Consider the following 20,344-nt stretch of genomic DNA (forward strand, 5'->3'; position numbering starts at 1 on the left):
TTTAACAGTCGCAAGTAAAATCTTGATAGCCATTATACTTTGGATTATATTTCTCATCTATCTTTACTACTCTGTCCAGACGGATTTTCTCTCCTGTAGCTAATTCCATAAATTCTTCTCCTCTTTCGGTAGTTAAGGATTTGATGACGGCATTGGTAGTAATAAACTCGTGAATATCCGTGTAATATTGTACTTTTACGTATTTTTTTAATGTGGCATTGGCTTCCAAGATGTCATAGAATCCACAATCAATAGGGTAGTAACTTTCCATAATATTTGTTATCAATTTATTATGTTTCACAAAAACTTCGTCAACTTTGTAAAGATTTCTTTTAGAACGATTCCTAAGAGCTAATTAGTTCAACTTTACATTTGCCTATGTCCTTATCTTTGAAAACTAATTGAAAATCGTTTTTTTACAAACTAATTTCATTAAGCATAGTTAAATACATGATAATTATATTATCTTGATGTACTTATCGTTTTCACTCATGAAAAATAAAACGGTTGTTATCACAGGAGCAAACTCAGGCATAGGCTACGTTACAGCCTTAGAGATTGCAAAGTTAGGGGCAGAAGTAGTCATGGTTTGTCGCAACAAGGACAAAGCAGAGGCAGCACGCCAAGAAATCATCAAAAAGAGTAGTAATACCGCTATATTGCTCAAAATAGCAGATTTGTCTTCCCAAAAGCAAATTAGGCTCTTGGCGGAGGAGATTAAAAAAGAATATCCTATCATAGATGTCTTGATTAATAATGCGGGAGTGCTTGTGCCTGAACGCAGAGAAAGTGAGGACGGTATAGAGCTTACTTGGGCAACCAATCATCTTGCTTATTTTTTGCTGACAAATTTACTGTTAGATAATCTCAAAGCCGCCCCCGCAGCGCGCATCGTCAATGTGGCTTCAGAAGTTCAGCAGATAGGCAACATTTATTGGGACGATATTGGGCTTACTAAGAGTTACACTCCTTTGAAGGCATACGCCCAATCCAAATTGGCAAATATCATGTTTAGCAATGAGTTAGCCAAAAGATTAGAAGGGACAAAAGTAACTACCAATGCCCTGCACCCGGGAGCGGTGGCTACTAATTTTGGTAGCGATGGCAAGGGCTTGATAGCTTGGCTTTTTAAAACTTTCAGATGGTCTTTGCTTAGTGCCGAGAAAGGGGCAGAAACCTCTATCTGGTTAGCTACTTCACCACAGGCGGAAGGTTTGACAGGACAATATTTTACCAAAAAGAAAGCTATCAAAGCTAAAACCATTGCTTATAGCAAAGAAGCACTCAAAAGGCTTTGGGAGTTGAGTGAACAGATGACTAACTTAGTACAAGGAGAAGCCGCCTGATATTGCTGGTAATTTTCTTAAAGACATTTTTTATGAAAATAGCTTTTATAATAGTTTTACTATTCATGATTAAGCCCTAAGAGTTCTGAAAATTCTTAGGGCTTTTAGCTTCGTTCAATTATCTTTTACTTTGTTTCCTCATTAAGCATCTCTATTACTAAGCTGATTTCTTGTACGGTAGCCTCGGTGTTGCCAGAGAAACCTACACTTTTGAAACGAATATCTCCATTTTTATCAATGATGTACTTGGTAGGAATACCCGAAACACCAAAGTTGGCTACTACGGTGTTGTCATTGTCCAAAAGGACATTAAAAGTATATTTTTTCTTTTCTATAAAATCTCCTGCATTTTGCTTTTTGTCTTTGGCACTTTCCCATGTGTCTATAAAAACAAAAGCTACGTTTTTGTCGTCTTTGTACTTATCTACGGCTTGTTGCATGGCTGGGAAGGAAGAAATACAAGGTCCGCACCAAGTTGCCCAAAAATCCACGACTACAATTTTGCCTTTCATGCTTGCCAGACTCACCTCCTCGTCTTTCAGATTTTTCAAAGTAAATTGAGGAGCTTTTTCCCTAATGAGTTTTTTACTAATCTCATTTTTCATTTTTTCTTTGCTTGCTTTCTCCAAGGCTCCGATGTAAGTTGTCCACCCTTTTTCACTGCCTTTTTCTTTGACATAGATTTCTTTGAGCATTTCTTTCATTTTGGCAGAGGCAGCCCCAGTTCTTATAAAGTCTTCTAATTCAGTTTTCAAGGAAGCAGAGGCTTTGCTTTTAGCAAGAGCAAGCACGTAGCGTTCGTTATAGTCAGCAAGCCTTCTTTTGTATATCTCTACGGCATCTTTTAGGTATTGGTAAGCCTCTTCGTACTTGCCTTGCTTGTACAAGATATAGCCGTATGTATCTGCAAACATGCCATAAGTATTTTTATTTTCATCTTTAAATGCTTTCTCAGTAAAATAAGAAGGTTTTTTGCTCATATCCACAGGCATATCTTTCCTTGCTTTTGCCCAAGCAGTGGCTTTTTGGGAATATGCTAATGCCTTGTCCAAGTTTTCGCCTTTCTCTGCCCAGCCCCAAGCGATGTTATTGTAAGTGTGTGCTAAATTGTCTATGGATTTGCCTGCTGAGAGTTTTTCAAACTCATCAATCTTATTGGCTTTAATCGCCTTATTTACAAGCAAATAGTCCAAAGATTCTATGTAGCGAGAGGAAGGGAATTTTATTTTGAACTCCTCTATTAATTTCTTCACTTGCTCAAAGTCTTCTTCTTGGTCAATCTTATCATACTCTTTCCACTGTACTTCGTTCCCAAGTGGGTACTTTTCTTTCAATAGATTTTTATATTTTTCTGTCTTTTCTTTATCCCCCAAACGCTCGTACTGTCCTGCCAAAAACTCCAAAGTATTTTCATCAAATTCTTTTTTGGTTTCTAAATTAGCTAATTCTTGGGCGATAATCTCATTGGCTTGCTCTTTCTTCTCACTTTTTAATGCCCGTAGATAAGTGGCAAGAGTTTGGATTTTTTGTTTTTGTGTAGGATACAGCGCAAACTCCTTTTCAAAAAGTGCTACTATTTTAGGATTATAGTTTTCATCATTTTCGCTAATAAGGTAATACCACCTTGCGTAGATAACTGCTAGACTGCCATAGGCATTTTCTATGGGTTTTTGCTGGGCATCATAGACCAATGCAGTGTACCAGTCTTTGCCGTTAAAATCTTTTTGCTCTTCGTTAGTAAAAACAAAAATCATACTTTGGACGGTATCAGGCACTTGAAAAGAGCCTTTCCAAAAGTTGTCAGCTTTGTTGAGGTCGATTTCGTGAGCTATGAGTTCATAGTCTTTGCCAAAGTAAATGATACAAGAAATTTCCTTTGCCTCTTTCAAGTCCTTGACGGGCTGATAGGTAATTTCTAAAGTTTTTCCTGCTTGAGGAAAAGCAGGTAAGATTTGCAGATTAGAATAATTTATTTCTTGGGCAATAGCTAAGTTGGCTATCCAAGCAAGGCAGAGGAACACCAATAGTTTTTTCATAAGATTCGTTTTTAAAGTAAAAGGATATGATAAAATACACAATGTAGAATTGATCCCCTAAAATACCAAAAGTTATAGAAGTTCCATGTAATTTTTTACTTTTAACTTTCTTATGTTAAAACTTTGTATTTTTGTTAAAAAGCACTTGGTTTGAGCAGCAAGCCTGTTGTTTCTTCTAAGCCAAAAAGAAGATTCATGTTTTGCACTGCCTGCCCAGATGCTCCTTTCGTTAAGTTATCTATTAAGCTAATAATCAATAGCTTGTTTTTGTGTTTTTCCAAATACAAAATACATTTGTTTGTATTTATCACTTGCTTCAAATCTGGGTTGGCAGAGGAAAGCACCACAAAAGGTTCGTTTTCATAATAACTTTGATAAATAGCTCTTGCCTGCTCTATTGTTGCATCAAAGTGGAGATATACCGAAGCTAAAATGCCTCTGGTAAAATTGCCACGATAGGGAATAAAGTTAATGTCATGGTTAAAATTGGGCTGTAACTGCCTAATACTTTGAGTTATTTCTGCCAAGTGCTGATGCTCGAATGCTTTATAAACAGACAAGTTATTGTTTCGCCAGCTAAAATGGGTAGTTTCAGTAGGTTTTTGCCCTGCCCCTGTAGAGCCTGTTGTTCCGCTAATGTGTATTTCATCATTTAAAAGGTGTTCCTTTGCCAGCGGAAGCAGTGCTAACTCTATGCAAGTAGCAAAACACCCGGGATTAGCAATAAAGCGAGCCTGTTGAATAGCAGGTTTATTGAGTTCAGGTAAGCCATATACCCAATCTAACTTTCCTAAGCGGTGGTCTTGGCTGAGGTCTATGATTTTAATGTGAGAGCCTAAAGTATGTTTTTCTAAAAATTTGACAGCTTCGCCATGTCCCACACAGAGGAAAACGACATCTACCGCTTGCGAAATTTCGTCTGTAAAGTGTAGTTCTGTTTCTCCTATTAGGTCTTGATGTACCTCATAAATGGGCTTATGGGCATTGCTGTTGCTATGCACATAAGCAATCTCTACTTGTGGGTGGCGAAGTAGTATTCTGAGCAATTCTCCCGCAGTATAGCCTGCACCTCCTATGATTCCGATTTTCATTTTAAAAGATATTTGCTAATTTTAATTATACCCCACAAAATTACACTCTTTTATCGTACTACCTCCTTGCATTAGGACAAAAATTAGAGATTTTCCCTTATTTTTAAAAGTTCAATCTATTTCAAAACTATATGGAAAACATTTCTGTCATTGTCCTATTGCTTTCTGGCATTACTTTCTTGGCGATTTTGAGCAATAGATACAAATTTCCTATTCCTATTGCTTTGGTTTTAGCAGGTTTAGTGATTAGCCTTATTCCTAACCTACCTGTAGTTATTTTGAAGCCAGAGGTTGTTTTTTTAATCTTTTTACCTCCCTTGCTTTATGCGGCGGCTTGGAATACAAGCTGGCATGACTTCAAGGCAAATCTCAGACCTATCTCCTTAGCGGCGTTTGGCTTAGTCTTTTTTACTACAATTTTAGTTGGCTGGGCGGCACACGAGTTTATTCCTAACTTGTCTTGGGCAGAGGCATTCCTATTAGGGGCTATTATTTCGCCTCCTGATGCTGTTGCCGCTACTTCTGTAACCAAAGGGCTGGGTTTGCACCCACGCATCATTGCCATTTTAGAAGGAGAAAGTTTGATGAATGATGCAAGCGGACTAATAGCCTACAAGTATGCCTTAGCCGCTATTATGACAGGTTTCTTTGATTGGGGGGAAGCAAGTTGGCACTTCTTTTGGGTAGTGGGAGCAGGTACAGCGATTGGCTTGGCTGTGGGTGGGGCGATGTATTTCGTGCATAAATACTTAGTCCGAGATGCCAATATCGAGGTGGCTTTCACTCTTATTACGCCTTTCGCCTCTTACCTTCTGGCAGAGTCTATCCATGTTTCAGGAGTGTTGGCAGTAGTAAGCACAGGTTTATTACTTTCTTATAGTTCAGGAGAAATTTTTTCGCACCAGTCGCGTATTCAGGCGTATGCTTTTTGGGACGTGATTATCTTCATTTTGAACGGGCTGGTTTTCATACTTATAGGGTTGCAGCTTAGCTATGTTGTCAAAGAAGATACTAACCTTTGGCTATGGATAGCTTACGGAATAGGGCTAAGTATTTTCATCTTCTTTATTCGGCTGATTTGGGTCATTCCTGCCTCAGCTATACCAAGAATGCTCAGTGCAAAAATCAGACAAAGAGAGCATTACAGCAGAAAATATTGGTGGGTATTTACTTGGGCAGGTATGAGAGGCGTAGTATCTATGGCGGCAGCTTTGGCTTTGCCCTTGACTATGCCCGATGGAACACTCTTTGCCAATCGCGACTTAATCATTTTTCTCACTTTTTGTGTCATTATTTTTTCTTTGGTGTTCCAAGGGCTTTCTCTGCCTTGGCTCATCAAAACCCTAAAATTGCCAAGACACTCTATTCTGGCAGAGGAATACGAGATTCGTTTAGCCTTGGTCAATCATTCCATTGCCCATATAGAAGAAAACTTGGCTTTCATAGAGGAAGACTTATTGGCAAAAATCAAGAGCAAATACGAAATCAAATTTAATAGGCTTCAAAAAACTACCTTGCCTTTGGACTATCACCAAAAACATTTGCTCAACCAAGAAGAAAACACAGAGCAGACCATAGAAGACCTGTTCAATCAGTTCACTAAGTACCAGATAGACCTGATAGAGGTAGAAAGAAATTACCTCAAAAAACTGCATAAGCAAGGAAAAGCTAATGAGGAGGTGCTAAGGAAATTAGAAAAAGAACTTGACTTAGAGGAAGCAAGGCTGAGAATGGAGATGTACGATGAGTAATATTTTCTCTTTTCTTTTGTTGAAAAATTGAATAATCACTAAAATTGCAGTTATGCAAGTAAATACATTTCCTTTGGTAACGAAAGAAGAAGCAAAAGAAAAAATCAGGGAACTCATAGAAAAGTTTGAGTCGCAGAAAGAGTATTTTAAAACCTTAGAATACAACGAAACCCAAACGCGCAAGGATTTTATTGACCCTTTTTTTAGGGCTTTGGGCTGGGATATAGACAACAAAAAAGGTAAGTTAGAAAGCTATCGCGATGTAAAGTTAGAGGACAAAATCAGAGTAAGCGGACGCACCAAGTCCCCCGATTATGCCTTTAACGTCAATGGCAAACGCACTTTTTTTGTAGAAGCAAAAAAGCCTGCCGTCCCTATCAAAGAGCAACCTGAGCCTGCTATCCAAGTGCGGAACTATGCTTGGAACGCCAGCTTACTTATTTCTGTAGTTACTGATTTTGAGGAGTTTGCTATCTACGACTGTACCCGAAAGCCCCGAAAGCACGACAGAGCTATTACTAAGAGGCTCAAATACATTCACTATACCCAATACCTCCAAGAGTTTGATTTTCTCTGGGATACTTTTGCTTTTGAGAATGTAGAAAAAGGAAGCATCACTGCCTACGGTCAGAAATATGCTGACCTCAAAAATGCCGAGCCTGTCGACAAGGCATTTTTAAAATCTTTGGAAGATTGGCGTACTTATTTAGCTACCAATATTGCCCAGCTGAACAAAAACTTAGAGGAGTACGAACTCAACTTTGCCGTACAGCAGACCATAGACCGCATTGTGTTTTTGAAAGTATGCGAAGACAGAATGTTAGAAAAAGAAGGTAGCCTCATTGCCCAAATCAAGAAAGGCAACTATTACCAAAACCTTTACCAATACTTTGTCCTTGCTGACCAAAAGTACAACTCAGGACTATTTGACCTAAAAAAAGATACCGTTACTGCAAACTTACACATTGACAATAAGGTAATTAAAAGTATCATAGAGGAACTGTATGGCGAAGATGAAAATGGGATTACTTTCAATTTTAACATCATTCCCGTAGAAATTTTAGGTTATGCCTACGAGCAGTTTTTGGGCAAAGTCATTTACCTTACCTCGGCTAACAGTGCTAAAATAGAGGAAAAACCCGAAGTTCGCAAGGCTGGGGGCGTTTACTACACTCCTCAGTACATCGTGGACTACATCGTCAAAGAAACGCTTGGAGAGGTGATTGCGGGCAAAACACCCCAAGAAATCTCAGCTATCAAAGTGCTTGACCCTGCTTGCGGGAGCGGTTCGTTCCTGTTGGGTGCTTATCAATACCTTTTGGATTATCATTTAAGTTATTACCAAGCCCATCCTTCTCCTTTGGGGAAAGCAAAGGGAGGGACTGATACACTTACCCCTGACGGCAAACTGACTACGGCAGAGAAAAAACGCATTTTGCTCAACAATATTTTTGGGGTGGACATTGATGCTCAAGCCGTAGAAGTTACTAAGCTAAGTCTGCTTCTGAAAGCCTTAGAAGGGGAAACCGAAGCCTCTATCCATGCCTCGCTCAAACTTTTCAATGAAAGAGTGTTGCCCTCTATTGACGACAATATTCAGTGCGGCAACTCGCTGATAGGCACTGATTTTTACAATAGTGGTCTGTTTCTTACACCCAAAGAGGAAAGGAAAATCAACGTTTTTGATTGGAAAATTGCCTTCAAAGAGGTGTTCAGACAAGGCGGTTTTGATGTGGTGATGGGTAATCCGCCGTACAGGACTTTACAATTAGGAAAGAAGCAAGAAAGTGAAAAAGAATATTTGTTGAATTATTACAAGACTAAGTTTCCTTATTCTTTTTCATATAAAGTGAACCTTTTTGCATTGTTTATGGAAAGAATGGTTTTTTTACTAAAATCAAAGCAATCTTATGCTTCCTTTATTGTTCCCAGCACATTTCATAACTCTTTTTATTTCAAAAGCTTACGGAAATTTCTTCTTGAAAAAGGCTCTTTTTCCTCTATTTATGATATTCGCTTTAAAGTTTTCAATCAGGCTGAGATAGGGGGAAATAGTATTTTTGTGTATCATTTAGACAAATATAATAGTAAAATTCAACTCAAAATAGCAGAGAACAGAGATGAGTTTAAAATACCTAAAATTACTACCATTACTACTGAAGATATACTTCAAAATGAGCATTTTAATATTAATTTTTTTACTAAGGATTTACGTTTTGAGGAGAAATTTAAAAGATTAAGTTTTGTAAAATTAGGAGAGATAGCAAAAATATATCAAGGCATTATTACGGGAAATAATCAAAAATTTCTTGCAGAAAAGCGAGTTTCATCTGATTGGCAACCTATTTTACGAGGTAGAGATATTAATAGATATAGTATTAGTTATTCCAATATCTATGTTTACTACAAACCTGAGGAACTCTGGAGCAACGCAAATGAAAAAATGTTCAGAGTTCCTGAAAAAATTATTAGCCGTCAAACAAGCGACAAATTAGTAGCCACCTTAGATACAAATAGTTATTTTTCTTTAGATAGTACACATGTAATTCATCTCAAAAATGATATTTTTTCTTTGAAATATCTTTTAGGCATTTTTAATTCAAAACTACTTAATTTTATATATCAGTCTAAGGTAAATGAAGGGGGTAGAGTATTTGCACAAGTCAAAGTAGTGAATTTAAAAGTTTTACCCATAAGATTAATTGATTTTAATAACCCCACCGAGAAGCAAGCTCATGATGAAATTGTGAAGTTTGTAGGAATGCTCTTGGAGTTAAACAAGCGATTACATAAGGCTACTTTGCCCTCTGACATTCGCCAACTGCAAGCCCGAATCCAAGCGGCAGAGCGGCAAATCGACCAACTAATTTACCAACTTTACGAGCTAAGCCCCGAGGAAATCAAACTGATAGACCCTGAGTATGAGTAAGAGATGAACTTTTTAGCAGAGTCAATAAATTATCTCGTCATGCTCGCTCAAGCCATTGAGTACTTCTACCAGTTCTAAGGTTTCTACGCCCTTCTGGATTTTAGTTTTTATCACCTCTCCATTCTTCTTTACTAAAACACTGTCTGACCCTACTAATGCGAACTTAGGAATAGTCAAAGTTTTGTCTTTCTGATGGATAATGATATTTGCTTCTGCTGTTAGCCCTGCAAAGTTGTAGGGAAAATCCTCTACAAAATCCGCATCTACTCTAAAAGACTGCTCTTGTTTGTTCAGCACTTGGTATATCTTGCTTACCTTTGCCTTGTAGATTTTATCTTTGTAAGCATCTACCTTGACGAGTACATCTTGCCCGAGTGCAATTCGGTGTATGTCCAATTCATCTACACTAAGTTTTAGATACACATGCTTTTTATCTCCTATCAGGGCTAAGGCTTCATTTCGTCTTACTGCTTCGCCTTGTGCCTTGTAAATTTCAAATATTAATCCGTCTATAGTGCTGCGAACCACATAGTTGCTCCCATCTTTGGCATTGATTTTATATTGGCTTTCAGCATTTTGCAAATCTACGTAGAGTTGATTTTTTACTTTTTCAAAGTTGGCTTTGCGTGATAAAAAATCATTTTTAGAAATCTTAAAAGTGGTAGCATAGCGGTCATACTCTATTTGGGAGGTAGCATTTTGTTCATACAAATTTTTGTACCTGTGGTAGTTGATAGAATCCTGCTCATACTTGATGCGTGCATTTTGGAGGGCTATTTCCAATTCGCGAAGTACAGGTGAACCCTGACTAAGATTTTGCTTGCTGACTTGATAGACTTCCTTAGAAGCATTGAAGCGCGCATCTGCTATATCACTTTCTATCCTGAAAAGGGCTTGATTTGCCTTCACGGTATCTCCTTCCTGTACCAAAGATTGAATCAGCAGACCATCTGCCATAGCATATATCTTGTATTCATTTTTAGGCAAAATGCTCCCTGAGGCATATACTGATTCTGTCAGTTGCTTGTATGCTGGTTTTAGGGTTTTCTCTTTTTTAGAACAGGAAAAAATGAGGAAGAACTCAAAAAATAAAACTATAAAAAATAGATACCTAATTTTCATCACTTTTATCGGTCTGCTTGTAGTTTTCACTATCAAAAGTAATGAAAACATAAGAATTATAGAAAAATCTACTATTTTTTTAAAGCAATATAATTCCTTTTTTCATACTACTCTCAATCCAACTTAAACTCCTCAAAGCCAATATTTAACTTTTCATATTCTTGGACAAGGCTTTTAAAAGATTTAGAAAGGATAAGTTGGTGTATGGTATTGATGTCCTCAGCAAAAATGCGGTCTTCGGTAGCAAAAGCTACCTGTTGGCGAATTTGATTGACTACGTCTTCTACAAGAGCAGTAGAGCGTAGAGGTCTTCTAAACTCTAAGGCTTGGGTAGCATACAGCATTTCTATTGCGAGAATATACTCCAAATTATCAATGACTTGGTGCAATTTTCTTCCACTGATAGACCCCATAGAAACGTGGTCTTCCTGCCCAAGTGAGGTAGGGATACTATCCGCAGAGGCAGGAAAGCAAAGCGATTTGTTTTCAGAAACTAAGGCAGCAGTAGTATATTGAGGAATCATAAACCCAGAGTTTAATCCTGTTTCTTTTAATAAAAGGCGAGGCAGACCAAAACGTCCTTCTATCATCAAATAGCACCTCCTGTCCGAAATATTCCCTATCTCTGCGGCGGCTAAAGTAGCATAATCCAAAGGCAAGGCTAAGGGCTGTCCATGAAAATTGCCCCCACTTATCGTGTCATTTTCCCCAAAAATAATTGGATTATCTGTAACAGCATTGAGTTCTATCTCAGTGAGTTCCTTTAAGTGTAACCACGCATTGCGAGAAGCCCCATGTACTTGTGGCATACATCGCAAGGAATAGGGGTCTTGCACTCTCTCACAATCCACATGAGATTTAAGTACTTCTGATTCTTTGACTAAGTTATAGATTCTTTGAGCGACTAATAGGTTGCCTCTAAAAGGGCGAATCCGATGCAGTCGAGCCTCAAAAGGCTTGATAGACCCCATGAGAGCCTCCAAAGAAATAGCCCCAATAATATCAGCTAATTCTAAACAGTGATGCAAGCGAGCTACCCCCATGACGGCATGAGCCAAAATAAACTGCGTACCGTTGATAAGAGCTAAGCCTTCTTTTGCTCCCAGCTGGATAGGGGCTAAGTTGTACTTTTTTAAGATGTCAGCGGTAGGTACTATCTTGTTTTCATCAAAAACCTCTCCCAAACCCAGCAAAGGCAAAAATAGATGAGAAAGCGGTGCTAAGTCCCCAGACGCACCTACAGAGCCTTTTTCAGGAACTACAGGAATCACATCATTTTCTATGTGCCACAAAATCCTTTCTACTGTCGCTAAGTTTACTCCTGAAAAACCTTTGGCTAAGGATTGTACTTTGCAAATAAGCATGAGTTTAGCCAAATCTTTGGCAATAGGCTTCCCTACCCCAACGCTGTGGCTACGAAGTAGATTATATTGTAGGGTTTTGGTCTGAGTATCTGAAATAATAGTATCGCACAAGACTCCAAAACCTGTATTGATACCATATACTTTTTCGCTTTTAGCTACAATGTTCTCAACATATTGCTGACTTTGAAGGATTTTTGTGCGAACTTCTGGGGTAAGCGTAGTAGCAAGAGAGCCATGCAGTATTTGTATAGCTTTACCGACAGTAAGCAAGTCCTTTCCGTAGTAAAACATAAGTTGGTATAATTTAAAGTTTATTGGTTAAGACTATAATTGAACGAATACGATGCTTAAAAAATTGATTTAAAAAAGTTATTTGTATAAGAGTCTGTTTATCAAGCCAAGCCGTATTAATAAAAAACCACTAAACTACATGACGTAATTTAGTGGCTTATCTCTTTAAAATACCCAGAACCGGAATCGAACCGGTATGGGAAAACTCCCACTGGTTTTTGAGACCAGCGCGTCTACCTGTTCCGCCATCTGGGCTACTGTTGAATTAGTGTTTGTTTTGAGTGGTGCAAAGGTCATATCTTTTTTTCTTTTTTACAAGTCTTTCTTAAAATTTTTTATTTGTAGATGATGCCTCTATATCTAAATGCCCATTTCCAATGAAGCGTATAGTTTTGAATGTCTGCTTGTTGGAGTAGATTTTTTAACTCTTGATATTTGAAAGCACGCAAAACTGACAAGGGGGCATCGTGCTGAACCAAATAAGAACCTCTTAAAATTTTAGTAATGTACTTAATGCTGTAATAAGCAAACCAATGGCGATGCAAGTCATTGATAATAAATGCAATACGAATTTGATTTTGTATTTGAGAAAATAGTTTGACCAACTCTGCATCAGTAAAATGATGACAAAATAGGCTACAAATGACTATATCAAACTTTTGATTTTCAAATTCGTCTGAAAAAATGTTCAGCTTTTTAAAATGAATATCAGCTTTTTTTTGCTTAGCTTTATCTTGGGCATAGTCGAGCATGAATGGGTTGGCATCTATGTCGATGAGCTGAAGGTTGAGCTTATGCTGTTTTCCCCATTTAAAAATTTCCCTGAGTGTATCTCCACCCCCACAACCCAAGTCAGCAATGCTAATGCTTTGATTAGGAGGCAGCAAACCCTGTCTATGCAATTTCTTTAATGCTCCTATGACAATGCTGTTCCCTCCTAAGTATTTGTTTACCAGTTCTAATTCATCTAAATTTTTTTTTAGAGCCTCATTAGCCAAACTAAGGTCATCCATAAGTTCAGGTTGAGAGGAGCGAGATTCAAACATCTTTATTAGGCTTTTTATGGTGTGTTGATGATAAGATTAACTTCTCAAAAGTAAGCAACTTTGACAAAATTTTGTGTTTTATCAAAGTCGCCTGCTGGCTTTTTTCTATCTTCTTTTGATTTATTCTGTATTCGTTTGTTTCTAATAATTATTCTAAAATATGGACATTTACCATTGATTGCCAAGTCTTTTCCGTCATTCCCTTTTCTGAATTTAATTATTTCAAATTGGTCTGGATTAAATTTGTGTAGAAATGTTATAGGAACGCCCATATATCCGTCATAATCCAATGGTATATCCTCTGTTTTATCAACGTTTATGCCGTCATAGTTGTCATATTTTGGATATTCGGCTTCGTTCCCAAAATATTTTTTTGTAAGTTGTATGTCTTCGTGTCGTTTGAAGTTGTCTAAATTTGTTAACCAAAGGCAATTATTTGGGGATACTATCCTGTTTCCTAAACTGTCTATTCGTGCTTCTGTTCCAAAAAGTTCGTAGTGGTCGGGCACAATAAAACCTGAAATACCTCTGCCAAGATGTATGCCTAACCATGCTTTGTTTTCCTTAATAAGTTTAAAAATTTCTTTGTATGTTATGGCATTTATGTTACCAATAATCAAAAACTTTTTTTCATATTTTACTAACTGCTCCACATACTCTCTGAATAATGAAAAGGGCGGATTGGTAACAACAATATCGGATTGTTTTAAGAGTTCAATGCTTTCAGCACTACGAAAATCACCATCTCCATTAAACTCTTTTATTTCAATTGGCGTATTGGGTTCTGAATACTCTGTGAAAAAGCCTTTTTTTACGTTACCATTATTGAACAAATTTATTTCTTGCTTTTGATAACAGGCGGTTATGATTTTTTTTAAACCTAATTCATTGAAATTTAATGAAAAATATTTGAAAAAATTGCTGGTTTTTGGGTCATCGCAATTACAAAAAACCACTTTGTTCTTAAAATGGCTTTTGTAATGTTGTAATTCACTTTCTATATCGCAAAGTTGCGTATAGAACTCATCACTTTTTGATTTTTTTGCATTTTGCAATAATTTATTTGTTGCATTTCTTGCCATAACCCTTCTTTTTTACTTTTTGGTTATCTGATTGAATAAATCACTGCCCAAGACTTTAAGGGAAGTTTTTGAAATTTCAATCATAATCTCAAACATTTCCTTACTGTTCCACTTTTCTCCCTTTCCTTGCGTATAAATAGACGTTGCTTGAAGCATAATCGTTTTGTCTTTGTGCTTAACAAATTTATTCACGCAAAGATTAGTGTTAATCGGCATTCCATAATTTGCAGAAGTCAGCCTGTCTAATCTATTTAACATACCCGAGTTATATTCAAGGGTTACTATTCTTCCATCAGGTCTTTCAATGGCAATTGTTTCAGTTAAAAAGTTAGAACCTTCTAAAAACAGGACATAAGGAAAATGTGATTCAGCAAGCATAAAGTTAGCAATTTCTGATATATTTTTATGTGACCTTTCAATCGCATTACCAGCCGCCATCAAATCTTGATTATCCGCTTTTCTGACTAAAATACCTTTTTTAATATTCTCAATGTCTTTTCCTTGATGTTTTGCTCCTGAAACTAAAATGACTCTCCAACTATCGTTGTCGTCCTTTACTTCAATTATTCCGCCATCGGGGATAATGCTTGAGTTTGGAACGAAAAGAGTTTGTCCTAATTCCGGGTCAATTTTCTGTAATGCTTCGTTTATTTCTTCTTTCCGAATACTTGTTCTGTAACGGAAAGTCAATTGCGGATATTCTTCTTCAAGTTGTGCGACAACAAATTTTGATATTTCTCCAACTGTTAAGTCGTGTAATTTTGCTTCGTCTCCAAAAATACCTACTACTCCTTGTGATTTTTTATGTTGGTTTGTCAATCTTGTTGATTGGTTCTTTTTTGCCATTTTATCAATTATATTTTCTTACAAATTTAGCAGTAATGGTCGTCTTTTAAGCTTGCAGGCAACGTTTTGCAGCTTGGCGCAGTGGTGGATTTTGAAGCACAAAACTGTCAATAAACCACAAAAGTTGGTTCGGGGTAAAATGTTCAGTTAACCATATCACCCACCATTACACCAAGCCGCTGTTAGTTGCAAATGAATTTTACATTTGCTTATGCCATAGCTATTTCCTCCTCCAATACTCTTTCTAAAGTAGGCAGGGAATCATAAAGTTCTTTGTAAGAATGAATTACAAAGTATTTTTCTTGGAATTTATCCCTAATGTAAGGAGTATGAACGATTTGTTCCACATCAAAGGGGACTTTTTGAGGTTTATCACTGAGGCTGTAAACAGACTCGCCGCTTGAGGAGAGAATGCCTGCACCGTAAATTCTAAGCCCCTCAGGGTCTTGGATTAGTCCAAACTCTACCGTGTACCAGTACAGGCGGGCTATCATTTCTACCCCCAACTCGCTATCTAAGAAACGCAAAGCAATGGCACTCAGCCCTTTGAGGAAGTCGCAAAAGTCCAAATTGGTTAGCATAGGGATATGCCCAAAAGTATCATGGAACATGTCTGGCTCTTCCAAGTAGTCTAACTGTTCTAACTTTCTCAACCAAGTCGAGGCGGGAAATCGCTTGGTCAAAAGTAGTTCAAAAAATTCTTTGTTAGGAATCAGTCCCTTGACTACTTCAATGCTCCAGCCGCTGATAGCCATTAAATGTTTGTTGGTTTCCTCATAATTAGGAATACACTCTCTTGTAAAACCAATAGCTTGGATACCTTCTAAGTATGCCTTAGAGGCTAAGTTTGGCAGCTGCTTCATCTGTCTATCAAAAAGTAATTGCCAAACGTGGTGGTCTTCGGGAGTGTACTTAGCGTAGTCTTGTCGCATATTAAAACTCACCATAGTCGTTGTTAAATTGGTTAAGGTTATGTATATTTTTTGGAACAAAAATAGTAAAATTTAGTCAAAAGACAAAAGCAACTATATTCAGTATTTACGCAAAGGACTACAAAATAGTTGAGTTATGGCGTAAACAACAAGCAAGGGAAAATTTTTTTATCATTCTCTATATACTTTGGGCAAGTTTGGCTAACTTGCTGGTTTAAATTATTCATCAAAACACAATGACAGCAGAAATTCATACAGAAAAAGGAGTAATGAAGGTTTCATTTTTTGAAAAAGATACTCCAAATACAGTAGCTAACTTTGTTGATTTAGCGAAAAAAGGCTTTTATGACGGACTTACTTTCCATAGGGTTGTACCGAACTTTGTCATTCAAGGCGGTTGCCCAAGAGGAGACGGACGTGGCGGACCGGGCTATACTATCAAATGTGAATTGGACGGCGACAACCAGTACCATGAACGAGGAGTACTTTCTATGGCTCATGCAGGCAAAGATACAGGAGGTTCGCAATTTTTTATATGTCATAACAGAGAAAATACCAAGCACTTAGACCGTAAACACACTGCTTTTGGAAAGGTGTTTGAAGGTTTGGAAGTGATAGACCAAATTCGTCAAGGTGATAAAATTATAAAAATCATTATTTTAGATGATAAGGTATAGTGTCTTATCGGTCGTACCTTTATTTTTGAGGAAAAGTTAGTAGGTCGGTAGGAGTGTTTTAGCAAAGATTAGGTAGTAAGCAAAAAGAAAATTTTAGGAAAATTGTTACTTTTGCAAGCTAATTGCTATAAATGAGCAAAGAAAGTCTAATGGTCTTTTCTTTAATTATATAGCATAGCTTTTTAAAACATTTGAAATATATGAGGAAATTGCTTTTGTTCGCTTTTTTGGTTTTTACTAACTATTCTTTGCTTGCGCAAACTAAACCCGCACCCAAAGATAATGGTTACAATCCGAATTCTTTGCGTCCTATCCACAAGCACGACCAACTTTTTAAAAGGACACTTTGGGTTAGAATGGATTGCAGAGAAAAAATGAATAAGTCTTTTCATGCAAAAAATCATGAACTTGCCAGAGTGATTTTAGATGGGGTAAAAGCAGGTCTAATACGCCCATACATGAATGATTCTTTGATTACTCGAATGGACGAGCAGACCTTCATAGAAAGGCTGACCATTCCTGAGGGGGCACCTGAACTAAGTGCAGAAGAAAAAGCCTTAGGGTTCAAACCCGAGGACTTGCTCACAGGCGGAGGCGATGCTTGGGAAGATGATGAAGACGACAAAGAGAAAGCAAAAGTTCCTACCAATAGATTTTATCTCCCTCAAGATATGTACATTTTTGAAATCAAAATGGATTTGATTTTTGATAAAAAACGTTCAAGAATGTATCGTGATATTCAAGCTATTACCATTATTATTCCTGCTGAGCGCAACCCTGCCAAAGGAATAGATATGCCGATTGCTACTTTCTCTTTCAAAGAATTAGCCAGAGATGTTTTTGAAGAAAATGAGCAAGCCATCTGGTACAACTTTGAAAATCCTGCAGCACACATGAATCTTTTACATGCCTTTGACCTGAATCTGTTTAATGGTAGAATTGTCAAAATGGAAAATGGTGATGATTTGTATATAGATACTATGTATGGCAACAACCAAAGGGCAGCTCTCATTGCTTCTGAACAGATTAAGTATGACTTAGTAGAGTTTGAGGCTTTGCTTTGGGAATACTAAGTTCACATCGATGTTTCAAAAATAAGCATTCCTGAGTTGTAGATAGTGTCTGACTTAGAAAGTCAGACCTACACAGGGAATGAGCATTGATTAAAATTTGATACAGCTCGTACAAGTTTACACAGCCCAGCATCATGTTTTAATGATTATCTCCTAAATCCATTTTTTCAAAAGTCTGAACGATTTTCTCTGCAATTAGGTATTCTTTGTACCAGTTCTGGTCTGAGGGAATAATGTGCCAAGGAATTTCATTACACTTTTCAAATATCTCCTCATAAACATTCATAAAATTATCCCATTTTTTTACTGTTTGCCAGTCGCCGTCGTTGTGTTTCCAATATTTTTTAGGATTAGTTAGCCTTTCCATAAGTCGTTCTTTCTGCTCCTCTGGCGAAATATGCAAATACAGTTTAAGAATGTGAGTATCGTTGTGTTTTAATAACCTTTCAAATACATTGATAAAATGGTATCTCTCTCGAATTTGCTCTTCGCTAAGCCAGCCCTCTATTTTAGGCACTAAAATATCTTCATAGTGCGACCTGTTGAAAACTTGCATCATGCCTTTGGCAGGAACTTGCTGGTGAACTCTCCATAAAAAGTCATAAGAAAGCTCAACAGCCGTAGGAGCTTTGAAAGCATATACGCGACAACCCAAAGGATTGACCCCGGTAAACACCTTAGCAATGGCACCGTCTTTCCCCGAAGCATCGACGCCCTGCAAAATAACAAGCAAACTATGTTTTGCTTGGGCATACATGCTACGCTGATATGTTCTTATTTTTTCTAAAAGGACTTTTGTTTTTTCCTTGATTGCTTCCTTGTCTGCTTCTTTGGGCGCGCGAGTGGAAATTGCTGATAATTTTTGCATATTGTTCTTTTTTAAAAAGTAATATAAACGGAGTAAGTTTCAACATGATCGCCAATTTTGAAATGTTTTAAATAAAAAAAAATGGCATTTATTTAGGGGAATTTTCTCACGATTAACCTAAAAAAAATGCCAAATTTATTAGAAATCTTCTTAGTCTTAGCCCCAGAAGTTTCTTTTGCAAATATAGCAAAATTAGCTAACATCATCACTACTATTTTTCGTTTATCTGTCCCCGTAACTACCCGAGCCATTGGTCGTTTCGGCAGTTTATCCACTCTTCGCTGGTAGGGAAATTGATTTCTTCGGTCAGTTTTCTGGACGCAAGTGTGGTGAATGTGAGCAGTGAAAAATCTCATTTTTTATCTTGCACACAACTGGTCAAACCTACTAAAACGGAGGCTTCCACCGCTGCAAATAATTTAGAGATGCCAAGCAATTTTTTGGACTTTCTGATTTCAAAAACTACAAACAACATCAACTGACTAATGCGGTCAGTATTATCTTTACTTGCCGGATAGTGGCGCAAATCATCTTGGAAAAGTACAAAAAGCTATTCAACCATCCTAAAGATTTCTATTATTGACCTAAAAGCCATTCAAAAGGCTCAAATGTACTATCATTATTTTTTAAATACTGAGCAGGATAGCTCTCAGGATTTTTTTAATGATGAAATCTTGCTTAATTTTGTTAAATTACGCGCCGTCAATATCGAGTAAACCAAAATTTGGCGGTAATATTGATTATAAAAAATCAGTATTTGTCTATCTTAGTGCATAAAGCATCATTGTAAGACTATCTATATTTCTCAAAAATTAAAAAAATAAAGAAAATGAAAAAACTTTTAATCAAAAACGTATTATTCATTACTCTTGCTATTGCTTTACTCGGTTGTGGAGGTAGCGAGAATACCTCCAAACAGAATACAAATGACCAAGAAATACAAATTGCCGTCATTCCCAAGGGGACTACTCATGCTTTTTGGAAAAGTGTACAGTTAGGTGCAGAAAAAGCAGGACAAGACTTAGGCGTAAAAGTACTTTGGCAGGGTCCTCAAAAAGAAGATGATAGACAAATGCAAATCCAAGTGGTACAAAACTTTGTCAGCAGAGGAGTAAGTGCCATCGTACTTGCTCCTTTGGATTCGCGCAGTTTAGTACCTCCTGTGCAAACCGCTATTAAGAGAAATATTCCTGTTATAATTTTTGATTCAGGTTTAGATGCCCAAGAATACAGCAGTTTTGTCGCTACTGATAACAAAGAGGGAGGTCGCCTTTGTGCCAAACGCATGGCAGAAGTCATGAATGGAAAAGGGAAAATTATTCTTTTGCGTTATGCGGAAGGCTCAGCAAGTACTACTGAAAGAGAAGCAGGCTTCTTAGAAGGCTTGAAAGAATTTGCTCCTGAGATAGAAATACTTAGTGATAATCAGTATGCAGGAGCTACCAGAGAGGAAGCCTTCCAAACTTCACAAAACTTGCTTAACCGTTTCAAAGAAGTTGAGGGCATCTTTGCACCTAACGAATCGTCCACTTTTGGTATGTTGAGAGCCTTAGAAACCTCAGGTAAGGCAGGCAAAGTAAAGTTCATAGGCTTTGATGCTACCAAAGAACTTTTAGATGCCATGCAAGCAGGAAAAATTCATGGACTTTCTGTGCAAAATCCTTACAAGATGGGGTACGAAGGGGTAAAAACAGCCTTAGCTGTGCTAAAAAAAGAAACGGTAGAAAAACGCATAGATACAGGAGTTACTATGATTACTCCAGAAAATCTGAATACCTCAGAGGTCCAAGAAATTCTCAAACCTCAAATACAATAGCATAAGATTTCATAAAAAATCTTAAAAATGATGAAAACATCGTAGTATGATGACTTTCATCATTTTTCTTTTCT

The 20,344-nt window shown here is 37.3% G+C and carries 18 protein-coding genes and 1 tRNA gene; 7 read left to right on the forward strand and 12 right to left on the reverse strand.

What is annotated here, in order from left to right:
• Position 1 precedes the first annotated feature (1 nt).
• Positions 2 to 271, reverse strand: coding sequence for a hypothetical protein (locus tag BM141_RS07030; RefSeq protein WP_091542398.1), 270 nt, complete (start codon positions 269 to 271; stop codon positions 2 to 4).
• 220 nt (positions 272 to 491) lie between these two features.
• Between BM141_RS07030 and BM141_RS07035 the strand changes: the two genes are divergently transcribed.
• Positions 492 to 1,346: an SDR family oxidoreductase gene (locus BM141_RS07035; protein ID WP_091542401.1), complete on the forward strand. Its 855-nt coding sequence runs from the start codon at positions 492 to 494 to the stop codon at positions 1,344 to 1,346.
• Between the two features lie 125 nt (positions 1,347 to 1,471).
• Here BM141_RS07035 and BM141_RS07040 read toward each other — a convergent pair whose 3' ends face one another.
• Together BM141_RS07040 and argC are read right to left on the reverse strand one after the other, a co-directional pair.
• On the reverse strand, positions 1,472 to 3,382 hold the full coding sequence (locus BM141_RS07040) for a TlpA family protein disulfide reductase (RefSeq protein WP_091542405.1): 1,911 nt from the start codon (positions 3,380 to 3,382) through the stop codon (positions 1,472 to 1,474).
• A gap of 134 nt (positions 3,383 to 3,516) precedes the next feature.
• On the reverse strand, positions 3,517 to 4,473 hold the full coding sequence (argC, locus tag BM141_RS07045; protein ID WP_091542407.1) for an N-acetyl-gamma-glutamyl-phosphate reductase: 957 nt from the start codon (positions 4,471 to 4,473) through the stop codon (positions 3,517 to 3,519).
• A gap of 131 nt (positions 4,474 to 4,604) precedes the next feature.
• Between argC and BM141_RS07050 the strand changes: the two genes are divergently transcribed.
• Together BM141_RS07050 and BM141_RS07055 are read left to right on the forward strand one after the other, a co-directional pair.
• Entirely contained in the window at positions 4,605 to 6,224 is a 1,620-nt protein-coding gene (locus tag BM141_RS07050) for a Na+/H+ antiporter (RefSeq protein ID WP_091542410.1), read from the forward strand.
• 52 nt (positions 6,225 to 6,276) lie between these two features.
• Complete coding sequence (locus tag BM141_RS07055) at positions 6,277 to 9,153, forward strand: Eco57I restriction-modification methylase domain-containing protein (protein ID WP_091542412.1); 2,877 nt, start codon at positions 6,277 to 6,279, stop codon at positions 9,151 to 9,153.
• A 21-nt stretch (positions 9,154 to 9,174) separates the two neighbouring features.
• Here the strand turns inward: BM141_RS07055 and BM141_RS07060 are convergent, their stop codons facing one another.
• The 7 genes from BM141_RS07060 to phhA all read right to left on the reverse strand — a co-directional run bounded on the left by BM141_RS07060 (position 9,175) and on the right by phhA (position 15,851).
• Positions 9,175 to 10,326, reverse strand: coding sequence for an efflux RND transporter periplasmic adaptor subunit (locus tag BM141_RS07060; protein ID WP_245764004.1), 1,152 nt, complete (start codon positions 10,324 to 10,326; stop codon positions 9,175 to 9,177).
• Between the two features lie 62 nt (positions 10,327 to 10,388).
• Positions 10,389 to 11,930 (reverse strand): histidine ammonia-lyase, encoded by a 1,542-nt coding sequence (gene hutH, locus BM141_RS07065; protein ID WP_091542418.1) that lies wholly within the window; start codon positions 11,928 to 11,930, stop codon positions 10,389 to 10,391.
• A gap of 171 nt (positions 11,931 to 12,101) precedes the next feature.
• Positions 12,102 to 12,185, reverse strand: a tRNA-Leu gene (locus tag BM141_RS07070).
• A gap of 80 nt (positions 12,186 to 12,265) precedes the next feature.
• Complete coding sequence (locus BM141_RS07075) at positions 12,266 to 12,976, reverse strand: methyltransferase domain-containing protein (protein WP_091542421.1); 711 nt, start codon at positions 12,974 to 12,976, stop codon at positions 12,266 to 12,268.
• 44 nt (positions 12,977 to 13,020) lie between these two features.
• A complete protein-coding gene (locus BM141_RS07080) occupies positions 13,021 to 14,058 on the reverse strand; it encodes an adenine-specific methyltransferase EcoRI family protein (RefSeq protein WP_091542425.1) in 1,038 nt (345 codons plus the stop codon).
• 12 nt (positions 14,059 to 14,070) lie between these two features.
• Entirely contained in the window at positions 14,071 to 14,904 is an 834-nt protein-coding gene (locus BM141_RS07085; RefSeq protein WP_091542428.1) for an EcoRI family type II restriction endonuclease, read from the reverse strand.
• A 209-nt stretch (positions 14,905 to 15,113) separates the two neighbouring features.
• Positions 15,114 to 15,851 (reverse strand): phenylalanine 4-monooxygenase, encoded by a 738-nt coding sequence (gene phhA, locus BM141_RS07090; protein ID WP_245764005.1) that lies wholly within the window; start codon positions 15,849 to 15,851, stop codon positions 15,114 to 15,116.
• A gap of 221 nt (positions 15,852 to 16,072) precedes the next feature.
• Here phhA and BM141_RS07100 point away from each other — a divergent pair, with 221 nt between their 5' ends.
• Both BM141_RS07100 and porN read left to right on the forward strand, forming a co-directional pair.
• The gene (locus BM141_RS07100; protein WP_091542435.1) at positions 16,073 to 16,513 is read left to right on the forward strand and encodes a peptidylprolyl isomerase; all 441 of its coding nucleotides are present in this window, start codon (positions 16,073 to 16,075) and stop codon (positions 16,511 to 16,513) included.
• A 200-nt stretch (positions 16,514 to 16,713) separates the two neighbouring features.
• Positions 16,714 to 17,586, forward strand: coding sequence for a type IX secretion system ring subunit PorN/GldN (gene porN, locus BM141_RS07105; RefSeq protein ID WP_091542438.1), 873 nt, complete (start codon positions 16,714 to 16,716; stop codon positions 17,584 to 17,586).
• 139 nt (positions 17,587 to 17,725) lie between these two features.
• On the opposite strand, the gene BM141_RS07110 is transcribed toward porN, so the two are convergent.
• Positions 17,726 to 18,454: a PPK2 family polyphosphate kinase gene (locus BM141_RS07110; protein WP_091542441.1), complete on the reverse strand. Its 729-nt coding sequence runs from the start codon at positions 18,452 to 18,454 to the stop codon at positions 17,726 to 17,728.
• 126 nt (positions 18,455 to 18,580) lie between these two features.
• On the opposite strand from BM141_RS07110, the gene BM141_RS22840 reads away from it, so the two are divergent.
• On the forward strand, positions 18,581 to 18,742 hold the full coding sequence (locus BM141_RS22840) for a hypothetical protein (RefSeq protein ID WP_177217293.1): 162 nt from the start codon (positions 18,581 to 18,583) through the stop codon (positions 18,740 to 18,742).
• Between the two features lie 64 nt (positions 18,743 to 18,806).
• On the opposite strand, the gene BM141_RS22845 is transcribed toward BM141_RS22840, so the two are convergent.
• The gene (locus BM141_RS22845; protein ID WP_177217294.1) at positions 18,807 to 18,980 is read right to left on the reverse strand and encodes a hypothetical protein; all 174 of its coding nucleotides are present in this window, start codon (positions 18,978 to 18,980) and stop codon (positions 18,807 to 18,809) included.
• A gap of 303 nt (positions 18,981 to 19,283) precedes the next feature.
• On the opposite strand from BM141_RS22845, the gene BM141_RS07120 reads away from it, so the two are divergent.
• Positions 19,284 to 20,270 (forward strand): ABC transporter substrate-binding protein, encoded by a 987-nt coding sequence (locus tag BM141_RS07120; protein WP_091542446.1) that lies wholly within the window; start codon positions 19,284 to 19,286, stop codon positions 20,268 to 20,270.
• Positions 20,271 to 20,344 lie beyond the last annotated feature (74 nt).

This window comes from Thermoflexibacter ruber, assembly GCF_900113045.1.
GTDB lineage: Bacteria > Bacteroidota > Bacteroidia > Cytophagales > Thermoflexibacteraceae > Thermoflexibacter > Thermoflexibacter ruber.

Coding starts and splice junctions, on each gene's coding strand:
- BM141_RS07120 (WP_091542446.1), top strand. CDS start 19,284: ATGAAAAAACTTTTAATCAAAAACGTATTATTCATTACTCTTGCTATT.
- BM141_RS07085 (WP_091542428.1), bottom strand. CDS start 14,904: ATGGCAAAAAAGAACCAATCAACAAGATTGACAAACCAACATAAAAAA.
- porN (WP_091542438.1), top strand. CDS start 16,714: ATGAGGAAATTGCTTTTGTTCGCTTTTTTGGTTTTTACTAACTATTCT.
- BM141_RS22840 (WP_177217293.1), top strand. CDS start 18,581: ATGCCAAATTTATTAGAAATCTTCTTAGTCTTAGCCCCAGAAGTTTCT.
- BM141_RS07030 (WP_091542398.1), bottom strand. CDS start 271: ATGGAAAGTTACTACCCTATTGATTGTGGATTCTATGACATCTTGGAA.
- BM141_RS07040 (WP_091542405.1), bottom strand. CDS start 3,382: ATGAAAAAACTATTGGTGTTCCTCTGCCTTGCTTGGATAGCCAACTTA.
- BM141_RS07075 (WP_091542421.1), bottom strand. CDS start 12,976: ATGTTTGAATCTCGCTCCTCTCAACCTGAACTTATGGATGACCTTAGT.
- BM141_RS07100 (WP_091542435.1), top strand. CDS start 16,073: ATGACAGCAGAAATTCATACAGAAAAAGGAGTAATGAAGGTTTCATTT.
- BM141_RS07055 (WP_091542412.1), top strand. CDS start 6,277: ATGCAAGTAAATACATTTCCTTTGGTAACGAAAGAAGAAGCAAAAGAA.
- BM141_RS07060 (WP_245764004.1), bottom strand. CDS start 10,326: ATGTTTTCATTACTTTTGATAGTGAAAACTACAAGCAGACCGATAAAA.
- BM141_RS07035 (WP_091542401.1), top strand. CDS start 492: ATGAAAAATAAAACGGTTGTTATCACAGGAGCAAACTCAGGCATAGGC.
- phhA (WP_245764005.1), bottom strand. CDS start 15,851: ATGGTGAGTTTTAATATGCGACAAGACTACGCTAAGTACACTCCCGAA.
- BM141_RS07110 (WP_091542441.1), bottom strand. CDS start 18,454: ATGCAAAAATTATCAGCAATTTCCACTCGCGCGCCCAAAGAAGCAGAC.
- hutH (WP_091542418.1), bottom strand. CDS start 11,930: ATGTTTTACTACGGAAAGGACTTGCTTACTGTCGGTAAAGCTATACAA.
- BM141_RS07050 (WP_091542410.1), top strand. CDS start 4,605: ATGGAAAACATTTCTGTCATTGTCCTATTGCTTTCTGGCATTACTTTC.
- BM141_RS07080 (WP_091542425.1), bottom strand. CDS start 14,058: ATGGCAAGAAATGCAACAAATAAATTATTGCAAAATGCAAAAAAATCA.
- argC (WP_091542407.1), bottom strand. CDS start 4,473: ATGAAAATCGGAATCATAGGAGGTGCAGGCTATACTGCGGGAGAATTG.